The organism is Streptomyces sp. NPDC055239, assembly GCF_053606205.1.
In genome coordinates, this window is record NZ_JBSGRD010000001.1 from 959,207 (window position 1) to 972,906 (window position 13,700).

10 protein-coding genes and 1 pseudogene are annotated in these 13,700 nt (G+C 68.2%); 2 read left to right on the forward strand and 9 right to left on the reverse strand.

The window, feature by feature from the left end; all coding sequences use genetic code 11:
* Positions 1-1,293 precede the first annotated feature (1,293 nt).
* Positions 1,294-1,476, forward strand: a pseudogene (locus ACWFRJ_RS03905) (helix-turn-helix transcriptional regulator); the annotation flags it as partial.
* Between the two features lie 1,548 nt (positions 1,477-3,024).
* Here the strand turns inward: ACWFRJ_RS03905 and exaC are convergent.
* From exaC to ACWFRJ_RS03945, 8 genes are all read right to left on the reverse strand, one after another.
* Positions 3,025-4,548, reverse strand: coding sequence for an acetaldehyde dehydrogenase ExaC (gene exaC, locus ACWFRJ_RS03910; RefSeq protein WP_453524585.1), 1,524 nt, complete (start codon positions 4,546-4,548; stop codon positions 3,025-3,027).
* Between the two features lie 110 nt (positions 4,549-4,658).
* Complete coding sequence (locus tag ACWFRJ_RS03915; protein WP_453524586.1) at positions 4,659-5,924, reverse strand: GAF domain-containing protein; 1,266 nt, start codon at positions 5,922-5,924, stop codon at positions 4,659-4,661.
* Between the two features lie 99 nt (positions 5,925-6,023).
* Positions 6,024-6,623, reverse strand: coding sequence for an N-acetylmuramoyl-L-alanine amidase (locus tag ACWFRJ_RS03920; RefSeq protein ID WP_453524587.1), 600 nt, complete (start codon positions 6,621-6,623; stop codon positions 6,024-6,026).
* Between the two features lie 431 nt (positions 6,624-7,054).
* Complete coding sequence (locus tag ACWFRJ_RS03925; RefSeq protein WP_453524588.1) at positions 7,055-8,470, reverse strand: tetratricopeptide repeat protein; 1,416 nt, start codon at positions 8,468-8,470, stop codon at positions 7,055-7,057.
* Between the two features lie 131 nt (positions 8,471-8,601).
* Entirely contained in the window at positions 8,602-9,579 is a 978-nt protein-coding gene (locus ACWFRJ_RS03930; protein WP_453525060.1) for an MFS transporter, read from the reverse strand.
* Positions 9,580-9,594: 15 nt separating this feature from the next.
* Positions 9,595-9,750 (reverse strand): hypothetical protein, encoded by a 156-nt coding sequence (locus ACWFRJ_RS03935; protein ID WP_453524589.1) that lies wholly within the window; start codon positions 9,748-9,750, stop codon positions 9,595-9,597.
* 83 nt (positions 9,751-9,833) lie between these two features.
* A complete protein-coding gene (locus tag ACWFRJ_RS03940) occupies positions 9,834-10,772 on the reverse strand; it encodes a MerR family transcriptional regulator (protein WP_453524590.1) in 939 nt (312 codons plus the stop codon).
* Positions 10,773-10,805: 33 nt separating this feature from the next.
* Positions 10,806-11,780, reverse strand: coding sequence for a LysR substrate-binding domain-containing protein (locus ACWFRJ_RS03945; protein WP_453524591.1), 975 nt, complete (start codon positions 11,778-11,780; stop codon positions 10,806-10,808).
* A 100-nt stretch (positions 11,781-11,880) separates the two neighbouring features.
* Here ACWFRJ_RS03945 and ACWFRJ_RS03950 point away from each other — a divergent pair, with 100 nt between their 5' ends.
* Positions 11,881-12,393, forward strand: coding sequence for a cupin domain-containing protein (locus ACWFRJ_RS03950; RefSeq protein ID WP_453524592.1), 513 nt, complete (start codon positions 11,881-11,883; stop codon positions 12,391-12,393).
* A gap of 98 nt (positions 12,394-12,491) precedes the next feature.
* On the opposite strand, the gene ACWFRJ_RS03955 is transcribed toward ACWFRJ_RS03950, so the two are convergent.
* Positions 12,492-13,694, reverse strand: a complete 1,203-nt coding sequence (locus ACWFRJ_RS03955) for an ROK family protein (protein ID WP_453524593.1) — start codon at positions 13,692-13,694, stop codon at positions 12,492-12,494.
* Between the last annotated feature and the right edge of the window lie 6 nt (positions 13,695-13,700).

Genomic DNA, 13,700 nt, shown 5'->3' on the forward strand with positions numbered 1-13,700 from the left:
GCGTCCGGCCCAAGATCATTCACCCATGGGAAAGCGCTGGGTGACCATGACGGAGCCCCCCGTTGGGAGGTATGGAGAACCCCACCCTTGTGGGGGTGGGGTCAGGGGTACGACGGCAGGGTGATCAGGCCGCTGGCGAAACGGCTGCAGACCCTGGCCGATCCGCAACACCAGCGCGGCAGACGTCCATCGTTCGTGAGCGTGCCGCTGGTGGCCTGCTCGGCGGTGCTGACCGGGCGCGCTCATTCGCCGCCATCGGGCAGTGGGCCAAAAGCGCTCCGCAGCGCTGAACTCGGACCCCATCCAGGAGCAGCCCGCAGTGAGATCCCCGACCTGCGGCAACGCCTTGCGCAGGTCCACCGCCCTTCCTTCCGGTCAATAGGGCCGCACGGAAGGACTCTACGTGGGGCCCTGGGTAAGAATTCGCCTACGGCAGACAAGAAGGAACTCCAAAGGACTGGAAACCTCCGCCGGGAGCATGTCAACGTACAATGTCTCGGAAAATACCAGGTCAGGTCGATGCGGATTCTCCGGTGTGGCCGAGTTGCGATTGATTCGGAACCCCGCACCGCATCGGGCTGCCTCGCTGGCATGGTCCTACTTGGGAGGACCATCTGTCGGATTCCGCTGTTCGATCGACCCGCTTCACTTCCCCTGTCCTCTTTGCGTTCGGCGCGCTGAACGCCTGGTTCGACCACGCGGCGGGGGATACGACGCCGCTTCCATCGGGCTGCGCATATGCGTCTGCGCTGCCGGCCCTTTCAGCGAGGACCTGCTGCAGCGCAGCTACCCCCGTGACAGGGCCGTCTTCGCACCTGTTGCGGCGCAGCCCAGAGCCGCAACTCGGCACGTAGCCGATGCCGTCGGGGTTCCCAAGCGTGTCGTGGTGAGGAATCTTGAACGCCTGACCGATGGCGGCCTGGTGGTGCTCGTCGCGGATGGTGCGATCTCAGCTCTGCGCTCGTACCGGCTGGCGTCCTGAATTCGGCCAGCCCGCGGAGCTGTCGGATTCATCTGATGCGGCGCGCAACATAGACCACGATCGCCGGTTAGCCAAACCGGCGATCCTGGCGACCATTGAGGTGTTCGCATTCACCTGTGCTTGGCGGTGGGGTCGGGGGAAGGGAGCCGGTGACTTCGCAAGAAATTAGGGGGAGTAGAGGATCCGTGCGCCGCCGCTATTGCTTGGATCCGTTGTCACCTCTTGATGTCAGCGGCTTTGGAATTCTACTTGTCTCTGCTGCACGTGGAGATTTCGACGCCGAGTCTCTCCAGAAATGAAGGTGAAACGAAATAGCTCGCCGTCCGGTGCTTAAGCTCGCCGAGGTTCTGGCGGAGCTCCGCATGAGTCCGTCAGCGTTCTGCCGGATGCGCGCTCGTGGGCAGGCGCCTCAGATGATCAAGCTACGCAATGGTGAACTCCGGTGTCGCCGAGCCGACCTGGACGCCTGGTGGGATATGTGTCAGAAGGATGCGGATCATTGGCGATGGGCTACAACGTCCGGTTCTGGGATATACGTGAGCATCCCGACCGGCGTAAGTCGTTCATGGTTCGTTGGACTGTCGAGGCGCGAAAATTCAGAGTCGTTCATGGCCTTTGGGCTCGCTGATAGTCGGCGAGCCAAACTGATGACGGCGGCACGCGACGGTGAGGCTTTCGACGTCCATACCGGGTTGCCGGCGTCTGAACTCCGGGCCATCAGGCAAAGGATCACGTGGTATGATCTTGCGCACGAGTATCTTGACGAACGCTGGGACCGCACGCCGGGCAACACGCGCCGCACCCTGGCTGACGCGTTCGCTACCATCACCCCTGCCGTCGTACCCCGGGGCGCAAGCTACCCGGAACCGAGGGTGCTACGGCGCGCCCTAAACCCGTGGGCGTTCAACAAGAAGGCGTGGGCTCAAGGGCCGCCGGACGAGTGGCGCAAGGTGCTGGACTGGATAAAGCGGAACTTCCTGCCAGTGAGCGCGCTCTCGGAAGCAGATGTGATCCGACGGGCGCTGGACGCCATATGCCGCAAGGTGGATGGCAATGCAGCTGCCGCCACGACCGCGCGAGCAAGCGAGCCGCCTTCAGCGAGGTGCTCAACACGGCAGTGGAGAAGGGGTGCTTCACAGAAAGCCCCTGAATGGAATTCGGTGGAAACCTCCAGCGGTCAACGAGGAGGTTGATCCGACGGCGGTCCCGAACCCGGCGCAGGTCGCCCGGCTCATCACGGGCGTTGCCCAACAGCGCGGACGCGGCCCTCATCTGGAGGCGTTCTTCGACTGTACGTACTACGCGCCCATGCGGCCGGGGGAGGCAATTCATCTGCGACTTGAGCAGTGTCATCCGCCTGAGACTGGGTGGGGCCTGCTCAACCTGTCGGGTGGCGTCGTGGCCGCTGGCTAGAGGTGGTCGGACGATGGCGCCGTGTACGAGGTGCACTCCCTGAAGCGGCGCGCGGCGACCGCTACCCGACCTGTGCCCATCCCGCCTCAATTCGTCCGCGTCCTGCGTTCCCACATCGAGCGACTTGGTGCCACGCCGGACGGCCGGCTCTTCCGGAACCAGGTGGGCGACTATGTGGACGCAACGGCCTATGGGATCACCTGGTCACAGGCCCGGGAGTACGTCCTGACCTGTACAGAACTGGCTTCGAGACTGGCGAAGCGGCCCTACGATCTTCGCCACGCAGGGATCTCGTTCTGGCTGTACTCCGGCGTGAATGCGCCCGCAGGGCTGGGCAGAGCATCGAAGTCCTCTTCCGCTACTACGCGAAGTTCCTGGACGGCGTGCAGGAGCAAGTGAACCGTTTCATCGAACGATCGATGCAGGAGTGGGATCGCGTCAGCCAGAGCGGGGAGTCTGCGGAGTGAGTAGGGATTCTGGTCCGCGACTGGTCCGGAAGAGCTGGTCAGGACTGGGGCAGCCGTGGGAATTACTGGGAGGTACCTCGCAAACCGGCCTCGATGCCGACCGAACAGAAAGCAAGGCGCCTGACGGGAAAAAGACCAGGTCAGGCGCCTTCTTTTGCGCCCCTAGAAGAAGCCGAGCTTCTTCGGGGAGTAGGACACCAGGAGGTTTTTCGTCTGCTGATAGTGCTCCAGCATCATCTTGTGCGTCTCGCGCCCGATCCCGGACTGCTTGTAGCCGCCGAACGCCGCGTGTGCGGGATACGCGTGGTAGCAGTTCGTCCAGACCCGGCCCGCCTGGATCGCCCGGCCCGCTCGGTACGCGGTGTTCATGTCGCGTGTCCACACTCCGGCGCCCAGGCCGTACAGCGTGTCGTTGGCCGTCTTGATGGCGTCGTCGAAGTCGCTGAACGACGCGACCGAGACAACCGGGCCGAAGATCTCCTCCTGGAAGATCCGCATGCGGTTGTCACCCTCGAAGATCGTCGGCTGGACGTAGTAGCCACCGGCCAACTCCCCGTCGTACGTGATGCGCTGGCCGCCCGTCAGGACCTTGGCGCCCTCCTGCTGGCCGATGTCCAGGTAGGAGAGGATCTTCTCCAACTGGTCGTTCGAGGCCTGGGCGCCGATCATCGTGTCGGTGTCCAGCGGGTGGCCCGGCACGATCTGCTCCGTGCGGGCGACCGCCGCCTCCATGAACTCGCCGTAGTGACCCTGCTGGACGAGGGCACGCGACGGGCAGGTACAGACCTCGCCGTTGTTGAGGGCGAACATGGTGAAGCCCTCGAGTGCCTTGTCACGGAAGTCGTCGTTGGCGGCCCACACGTCGTCGAAGAAGATGTTCGGTGACTTCCCGCCCAGCTCCAGCGTCACCGGCTTGATGTTCTCCGAGGCGTACTGCATGATCAGCCGCCCCGTCGTGGTCTCACCGGTGAAGGCGACCTTCGCGACACGCGGGCTGGAGGCCAGGGGCTTGCCCGCCTCGACGCCGAAGCCATTGAGGATATTGACGACTCCAGGCGGCAGCAGATCGGCCACCAGGCTCATCCAGTAGTGGATGGAGGCCGGGGTCTGCTCGGCGGGCTTGAGGACGACCGCGTTGCCCGCGGCCAGAGCGGGCGCGAGCTTCCATGTCGCCATCAGGATGGGGAAGTTCCACGGGATGATCTGCGCGATGACGCCGAGCGGCTCGTGGAAGTGGTAGGCGATGGTGTCCTCGTCCACCTCGCTCAGCGACCCTTCCTGCGCGCGAAGGACCCCCGCGAAGTAGCGGAAGTGGTCGATGGCGAGCGGGATGTCGGCGGCCAGTGTCTCGCGGACCGGCTTGCCGTTCTCCCAGCTCTCGGCCACCGCGAGCTGTTCGAGGTTCGCCTCCATGCGGTCGGCGATCTTCCGCAGGACGTCCGCGCGCTCGGTCGGGGAGGTGCGGCCCCAGGCGGGGGCGGCGGCGTGCGCCGCGTCCAGGGCGCGCTCCACGTCCTCGGCTGTACCGCGGGCGATCTCGGTGAAGGGCTGCCCGTTGACCGGGCTCGGGTTCTCGAAGTACTGGCCGCGGGCGGGCGGAACGTACTCGCCGCCGATGAAGTGGTCGTAGCGGGCCTGGTAGGAGACAACTGCACCGTCGGTGCCGGGCGCTGCGTAACGGGTCATCTTGCTGGCCTCCCGGGGAAGGCTGCCCGCCGTTGGGCAGCTCTCGCCCGGAGCGTAGGAGCGCAGACGTTGCAGGTACGTTGCGGAAGTCGACCGGCGGGCTGGCGGGCTCAGTTCTCGTGTCTCGCGTCCGTCAACTCCCCGTCCAGCTCTCGGAGGCGGGCCAGCACCGGTGGGGTCGCCCGTACCTGCGCAAGGGCGCGCCACACCGCCAGGTCGTCCTCGCCCCACGGAGTGTGCACCCAGTCGGCCAGGAGGTCGGGGTCGCGGCGTGCGATGAGCGCCGCCCGCAGCTGATCGGCGAGCCTGCGCCGCAGCCGCGCCACTGCAGGCGCCTGCGAAGCGGGCAGGAGCGGACCCGCGTACGCGGCGGCGGCCGCGGTGACCGCCCCCGAACCAAGGCGTCGCTCGACGGCATCGACATCCGAATCGACGGGTACCGCGAGCCGGTACGGGCGCGATCGCAGCAGCTCCGGCCCGAGCAGCCGCCGAAGCCGGGCCAGTTCGGCCCGCAGAGTCACGGGCGTCACCGACTCGTCCTCGTACAGCGCGCACAGCAGCTCGTCGCCGGTCAGCCCCTCCGGGTGCCGGGCGAGCAGGAGGATGATCTCGCTGTGCCGACGGCTCAGCCGCACCTTGCGGCCACCTGTCAGCAGCAACGCCTCATCACGGCCGAGCGCGGTGAGCCCCACGATGTTCCTGGTCCTCACCGGCGGCGCCAGCAGAGCCAGGTGGGACTCCGCCGCCCGAGCGACCGCCTGTACGAAGGCGAGGCTGTGCGGATGCGCGAGACGGTCACCTCCGGTGATGTCCACCGCCCCGAGCAGCCGCCCGGTCCGCGGATCGTGCACCGGAGCCGCCGCGCACGTCCATGGCTGGACGCGCCGGATGAAGTGCTCGGCGGCGAACACCTGCACAGGCCGATCCACCGCCACCGCCGTACCCGGAGCGTTCGTCCCCATCGCGGACTCCGCCCACCGCGCGCCCGGCACGAAGTTCATCCGCCCCGCCTTCTGCCGGGTCGCGGAGTGGCCCTCGACCCAGAGCAGCCTGCCGTGCGCGTCGCACACCGCGAGAAGATGCTCACCGTCCATCGCGAACGTGCCCATCAGCTCCCGGAACAGCGGCATCACCGCGGCCAGCGGATGCTCGGCCCGATACGAACCGAGGTCCCCGTCGGTGAGCTCCACCGCCGCACCGGTGTCCTCCGGGCTGACCCTGGCCTTGGCCGAACGCCGCCACGAGTCGGCCACCACGGAACGCACCGGCCGCGCGACCGTCCCCGCCTCGGTGAACCTCTCGTGCGCCCGCCGCAGTATCCGCATCCGCTCGGCAGGATCGGCACCCGACTCCAGGGCCACCCATGGTTCGGTCAATTCGGCCTCCCGGGACGGCGATGCGGTGCTGCCATGGTCGCCCCGTGAGCGTGCCCCGACAAGCGCCTCGACAGGCTCCCCAGTATCAGCCGGGCGGCGTCAGGCAGAGTTGACCAGTCGGATGTAGCGCGTCCAGTCCCAGTGCGCCCCCGGATCGGTGTGGTCGGTTCCGGGCACTTCGACGTGCCCGATGATGTGCTTGCGGTCCTTGGGGATGTCGTACGTATCGCAGATGGCCGAGGTCAGCAGCGCAGACTGCTCGTACATCGCGTCGGTGAAGTACTCGGGCTGATCCACCCATCCTTCGTGCTCGATGCCGATGCTGCGGGTGTTGTAGTCCCAGTTTCCCGCGTGCCAACCGACGTTGCGTTCGCGGACGCACTGGGCGATGTGACCGTCCTGGGAGCGCACCACGTAGTGGGACGACACCTTCTTCGCCGAGTTCTGGAAGATGGCGAGAGTGTCGGCGTAGGTCTCCTGGGTGACGTGGACGATCACGAAGTCGACGGGGTAGGTGCTGGGGCGGTTGGCGGCCGTGTAGTTGGAGGTGCTTGCCGGAACCCACTGGGCGAGCGGATAGTCGACGGCCTGAGGTCGGGCCGTGGCGCGGGTGGCGGGGAGGAGCGCGGCAGGGACGGCGGCCAGGGCCGCTCCTTGCAACAGCCTGCGCCTGCTGGGGAATCGTCTCGCTCGATCCATGGCTGGCCTGCCTCTCGGTGGGGGGAACAGCTGGACTTCTCAATGGGGCAGCAGCGTGGCCGTCTCTCGCAGCCGCGCGTGCGACCCCCGGTGGTTGCGTTGCCTTGGTCGTCGAGGTCGTCGAGCTTCGTCGTGTTCTTCGGGATCGTCGTAGTCGTCGAAATGGGCGCGCGCCGCCATGGCTATGTGCCTGGGGTGGCGCCGTAAGGAGCGCCGTGGGTGTCACGACGCCAGCGGGGTCGGGTTCACGTGGATCGGGGGAGCGTCTCGCGTGAATTACGTTACGGCGCTGGCTGGTTGAGGCGGAAGAGCAGGATCAAAATCTGTGTACGGCACCGTGATTGTGGATAACTCGCCCACTCTTGAGAGGGGCCGGTAACGGAAGTCTGGGCCTCGGCCTGGGCGCGATGAGCGGGATGAATGAGCCGTACTCAGCCCAACGCAGCCGCCCCCACAGCGGCCTGTTCCTCCGCACGGGAGCGAGCAGTCGCCGCCTGCGACGTCTCTCCGAGCCGATCGGCCAGCCGGGCACGGGCCCGCCAGTTGTAGGGGCAGACGGGACGCAGATTGATGCGTTCGCTGAGCAAGGTGCGGGCGAGGTCGTGCCGGCCGGAGCGGATGGCTGCCTCCACCAGCGTCCGCTGGATGGCGTCGCGCTGCGCGTGGCTTCCGCCGAAGGAGTTGAGGTGGTAGCGGATCGGGGCGAGCAACTCGACCACCCGGCCGTACTGCCTCTGCCGGTACGCGATGAGGGCGCGGCACACCGGGATCCCGATCTCGCGTGTCATCGCGCGGTTCGACACGGCGGGATCGGTCCGGGCGAGCCATTGCTCACGGTCCTTCACCAGCCGTTCGGCATCGGAGAGCCGCCCGGCCCCCGCGTACGCCATCACCGCATGGACGTCGTTGAAGGCGTAGTAGGCGCCGTCCTCGCGCCCGGCCCATGCCTGGGCGAGCGCCGCCCAGCGGCGCTCGGCGTCGATGTCGGCAAGGAGCAGCCGCCACAGCAGAGCGGAGGCGTCCAGAAGTTCCATGGCGACTGCCTGCGAGGCCTCGTTGTGCAATGTGCTGTCGTAGACGCCGAGGACTCGTTCGATGCTCCCGGCCTCCAGCGCGTACAAGGCGTAGTGCCACGCGTTGTGCACGGAGAGGTAGTTGCCGTCGGCCCAGTCCTCGGTCCGCGCGTCCAGGTAGCGGATCCCGTCGCCGAACAGTCCCCGCATCTCGTACGTGTGGACGACCGCATGGATCCCCCACACGTCCCGCGGGTGAAGTTCGACAGCCCGAAGCCCGATCTCTTCCGCGTGGCCGTAGTGCCCTGCCTCTTCGAGCCCGAAGGCGTACATCCCCAGCAGCGGGCCGAAGTGTAGGTCGTCGCCGTCCCACGCGGAGAGCGCGCCACCGATCCGGTCGCGCAGCCGCTGGGCGTCGCCGGTGAAGAAGTCGATCTGGTGACCGACGGCCAGGGCGAGGGCGTCGCGGGGGAACTCGGTGCCGATCTCGCCGAGGATCTCACCGGCCCGAAGCATGTCCCCGTCAAGCCACGCCTCGGCAGCCGCCGTGTGCATCTTCTCGCGAGGCGAGAGCCCGGCAAGATCGACCGCGCCTCGGAAGGCGCTGAAGGACCGCCGGGCCTCGGCGGCATCCTTCTCCTCGGTGCCGAGAAGCCCGAGATAGGCGCCGAAGACGTGCGCCATGGCGGAATCCGGGGACGCCGCCGCCATCGCCTGCGCCTCGTCGGCGACTTCCCCACGGAAGAACAACAGCGCGTCGAGCGCCCGCTCGTAGTGGCGCGCGGCTTCGTCGCTGGTGCCACTCAGGACGTGGGCATGCCGGTCCGTTTCCATTGCTGTCCCCTCTCCCGTCGGCTTCGTCCAGTCTCGCGATTCTGCCCGCGCGATACGAGGGCGACGCTCGGTTCACCGGAACGACATATTGCCGCGATGCGGGCTGCTACCGATCTTGGACCGCAGACCCGTCACGGCTGCCTCGTCCGCGTGCTGCGACCGATCACCGCAGCCAGCAGGGCGACCGCCGGTATCAGCAGCAGTGCCGTCCTGCTTCCCTCGGCCACCGCGACGCGGGCGAACACCGCCGCACCCACCGCACCGCCGACCATGTCGACGCTGCTCAGCCAGGACATCGTCTCGGTGACGCGGCCGTCAGGGGCGAGGTCGCCGCCGGTCGTGCGCAGCGTCGCGAAGACGCAGCCGATCACAAGGCCGGCCAGCGGGCACACCATGAGGACCGCAAGAGGCGACATCCCTGTGGCCAAGGACAGCGCACCGGTCCCTGTCGCGAACGCGCAGAGGAGTGCGGAGATCTTCGGGCCGCGTGACAGTAGATTCGCAAAGGCGCCCATGGCGAGGCTCCCCAGGACACTGCCGACGGCGAGACTCCCCAGGTACAAGCCGGTGAACTCGGCCGCGTGATAGGCCCGTGCGTAGATCGGCAGCACCACATCCACCGCGGTCACCGCCATGACGAAGAGGGCGTCTGCGGCCAGCAGGCGACGCAGGGGAGCGGATGCCAGGGGGCCGAGCCAGTGCCCGGACCGAGCCGTACGCGACGGTGGGCGCGGCGAGTTGATCAGCAGGCCGACCGTAGCCGCCGTCAGCACCGCGACGACTGCGAACGGCACGACCGGTGAGACCGAGAGGCTCAGCCAACTGGCAAGCACGGGGCCGGTGATCAGCGCGGTGCCCATCATCGACGAGTCGAGAGCCATCGCCGTGGCCAGCGTCCCGGTGTCCGTGGAGTGGTGCCACACCGATCGCATCATGACGGCGACCGGCGGAGTGCTCGCACCCATGGCCGCGGCGAGTGTCAGAACCGCGGGGACGGACCCGTCTCCGTGCGCCACAAGGACCAGCACAAGGGTGGCCGGCAGAAACGCGGCAAGACAGCCCAGTAGGACCGGACGGGGAGCGTGTCGGTCGATGAGTCGTCCGCGCAGCGGAGCGGTGACTCCCTAGCCCATCGCCAAGGCGCTCACCGCAAGGCCCGCGGTTCCGTACCCGTGGCCTTGGCCGACCAGGAGCAGCAGACTCAGGCCGACCATGCCGGGCGGCAGCTTCGAGGCCATATCGATCGTGGCGAGACGCCAGAAGCCCGGTACGTCGATCAAGTCCCGGTAGCCTGCGAGAGATCGTCGTGGCGCGGCATCGGTCGGTTCGACGGGGGCGGCGCAGATCGAGCTCTGTCGGTCCACTATCGGGGCATTCGGGCATGCAGAGCCCGGACAGTCCAGTCGAGCATCGGCGCCAGGCTCTCCGGCGCGGGCCACCCGTTGATCACGGCGAGCAGTGACAGGTAGCGATCCCTTCGGGGGTCGTCCATGGTCTCCAGGCGGGTCACCAGGCGTTGGCGGAGGCCGGTCTCGTCGGGGAGGCCGAGAATGTGCGCGTAGTGCCCCGAGAGCGCCGTGACGACGGGCTCCGCTTCTGGAGAGGCTGGATCGGTGCCTGCCGCGAGAGCCGGCATGACCTGTGCCCGGACCGCCTCGGCGAGGATGCGCGGCAGGCCGGTGCTGTCGTCCGGGGCGCGATCGGCCGCCAGATCTCTGGCCATGCCCTGCATGGTGGAACGGAACCCGGGGTCCTGGAACAACTCGGCCAGCTCCACCCACGCCTCGACCTGCTCAGTCTCGGGGTTGTCGGGCAGCTCGGGAGTGAGGGAGCGGGTGACCGCCGCGAAGGAAGGGTGGTCGTACAGGCCGTCGAAGACGGTGCCCAGGAAGTCGTCGATCAGATGTTGGCGTTCGTCCTCGGAGAGCTTGGCCAGCTTGTGCATGAGATCCAATTCCTCAGGGGTGGACCCGCGCTTGGCCACCGCCGTCAGGACCGCGCGCCGCAGGCGCAGCACACGGATCTGCACCTCCAGCGCATCCGCGTGCGCCGCGGCGACCTCGGGAAGTGAGACCTCCCGGTCCACGACCTTCCGGATGGTGGGAAGGTCAAGACCCAGATCGCGCAGGGTGCGTACGAGATCGAGGCGGGCGAGGGCATCGGTGCCGTACAGGCGGTAGCCGGCCGGGCTGCGGTCGGCGGGCGGCACGATCCCCGCATCGGAGTAGAACCGGACGGTTTTGACCGTAAGGCCGGTCCGCCGCGCCAGATCACCGATCGAATAGAGCATGTCGCCGTTCATGTCCTCACCCTCACGTCTCCCCCTACTGGAGACTCAAGCTCCGTCACCTACGGGGACGCAGTGCGGCATCTGCTGTGCATCCGCGGGCTTCAGCGCCGCGATCAGATGCCGGATCGTGTGGGACGGCGGCCCGGGCCTCATGGCAAGACTGACGGTCGAGCGCGTGCCGGGCAGCGGCCGGAACGCTATACGGCGCGCCGTGGGCAGTGCACCCACGATGTCGAAGACGGTCCAGGAGGCCGCCCCGCTCGCAGCGTCCGTGGCGATCGCCGTCAGAGTCTCGTGCAAGGTGGTGAAGTACGGCCCTGGCGGCACATCGATGCCCGAGGCCCGCAACAGCCCAGTCACCAGATCATGAAACGCGGGATTGCGGTCTCGCGGCGCCAACCGCAGGGGCAGGCCCGCGAGATCGGCCGTCTCGATAAGAGGCTGAGCCGCCAGCGGATGCGTCGCGGGCAATGCGACGATCAACGGATCGTCCCAGACCGGCACCGCCGCAAGCCCGGGTAGCGGTGTGTCTCCCCGGACGAGCACAGCATCCAACTCGCCACTCCGTAGTGCGTCGATACGCCGCTCACGGGCGTCCTGGACCAACCGGACCCGAAGTCCGGGAACCCGTTCCGCCAGCGCGTCGAGAGCCGGGTGGACGCGCTCCGCGAATGCCCGGGCGGTGCCAAGTCGCAGCACACCCTCCCCACTGGACACGATCTCGGCGGCTACGCGGCCCACACGGGCAGCGGACGCGAGCGCGTCCCGCGCCTCCGGCAGCAGCCGCTCGCCGGACGCTGTCAGACCCACTCGGCGGGTGGTCCGGTCGAAGAGGCGTACGCCCAACTCCCGCTCGAGACGGGCGATCTGCTGGCTCACCGAGGCCTGCACGACGTGCAGCCGCACGGCCGCCCTGCCGAAGCCGCCTTCGTCTGCGACCGCCACGAAGTATTCAAGCTGTCGAAGCTCCACAACCGTCGCCACCCCTTCCGTGGAGCGGTACACACTGCGCGCATTCATCAGCGCGAGTGATCACTCCCTTCATGAACAGCTTCTTGGACGCGCTGTGTTCCCGCGATGGACTGGTCCTCACGAGCTCACGGCACCGGAGGAGTACGACATGCCGCGTAACGCGCAAGCCCTGATCGTCCACGCACGAGACGCGGAGGAAGTGCCCTTGCCCGGAGGCGGCCAGTTCCGGTTGCTGGAGGACAGCCGAGCGACCGGCGGCCTCCTGGGGGCCAACCGGCTCGTCCTGCCCGCCGGGACCGACGGCACCCGCCCGCACCACCACCGGCTTTCGACGGAACTCTTCTATGTGCTCGACGGCACCATGGAGTTCCTGCTCGACGGCACCCTGACGGCAGTCGGCAAAGACGGCCTGATCGTGGTGCCGCCCGGATCAGTGCACGCCTTCGGGGCGTCGGCCGACGGACCTGCTGAGTTCTTCGCCGTGCTCACGCCGGGGATCGAACGGTTCGGGTACTTCCGGCAGCTGGGGCGCATCGCGCGAGGTGAGGCAGAGTGGGACAGCATGGATGATCTGCACGACAGGTACGACGTGCACTTCGTCGGGGGACCGGTTTGGCGCCGACAAGGAGGCGGGTCACAAGGAGCGGGCCACAGGGAGTAGGACCGCGAGGAAGCGGGCCACAAGGGGAGGGGTCAGAAGGGGTGGGCCACACGGAGGCAGCCGAACAGCTACGTAGCGCCCTGGCAGCCCGATCGACGCTATGCCACCGCACCCGCGGGATCATCCAGCACCGCCCGCACGACCGAGTGCGCTGCCCCCAGCAGGGGGCCATCGGATCCCAGTCCGGAGACACCGACATCGCACGTCGTGCCCGCCGTGCGCTGCCCCAACTCGGCCCCGAGCGAAGCCAGCAGCCACGGTGCGAGCCGTGACAGTGCGCCGCCGAGCACCACCGAGCGCGGATCCAGCAGATTCACCGCACCGGTGAGCGCGATGCCCAGTGCGGCCCCGGCACCGTGCAGCGCCCTTCGTACATCCTCGTCGCCTCGCGCGGCGCGCTCCGCAAGCAGCCCGACGCGATCTGCACCCGGATCAAGACCGGCCGCGCGCAACACCGCCTCCTCGCCCGCGTACTGCTCCAGGCAGCCACGGCCGCCGCACGGACACGCCGGGCCGTCCGGCCACACCGGCACATGCCCCAGCTCACCTGCGAAGCCGCGCGTCCCGCGCAGCAGCCGCCCGTCGACGACCAGGGCGGCACCGATGCCGATCTCCGCCGATACGTGGAGGAAGTCCTGCGGCACCCCGTCGCCGAGCCACAGCTCGGCCAGTGCGCCGAAGTTGGCCTCGTTGTCCACCGTCAGCGGCAGTTTGCCCGGCAGTAGTGCGCCAAGGTCGACGTCGTGCCAGTCGAGGTTGGGGGCGCGGACGATCAGCCCTGTACCGCGGGCGACGAGGCCCGGGACGGCGACGGCCAGTCCCGCCGGACGCAGTCCTGCCAGCTGGGCCTCCCTGATCACCTGCCGTACCAGGGCGATGAGTTCGGCGAGGACGGGTTCGGGGTCGCGCCCCCGGTTGTCGCCCTGTCGCACGGCACGCGCGCGTACCTCTCCGCGCAGATCGACCGCGCACACCGAGAGATGGTCGACGCCCACCTCGGCACCGATCCCGGCCGGTCCGCTTCCGCTGACCGCGAGTGCGGAGCCGGGACGCCCCACCTTGCCGGGGCGCTCGGGGCCCAGCTCGTCCAGGAGCCCGGAGCGGATCAACTCGTCCACCAGGGTGGAGACAGCGGCTCGCGTCAGACCGATCCGGGTGGCCACGGCGGCACGGGACAACGGCCCGTGCGCCGCGACGGCGTGCATGACGCGCGAGAGGTTACGGCGGCGCATCCCCTGCTGGGTGTCGGGCAGCGGGGTTCCGGACGTGCCCCGGCGCGCGTCGTGCGGTGGTGCGGTCATGCCCCC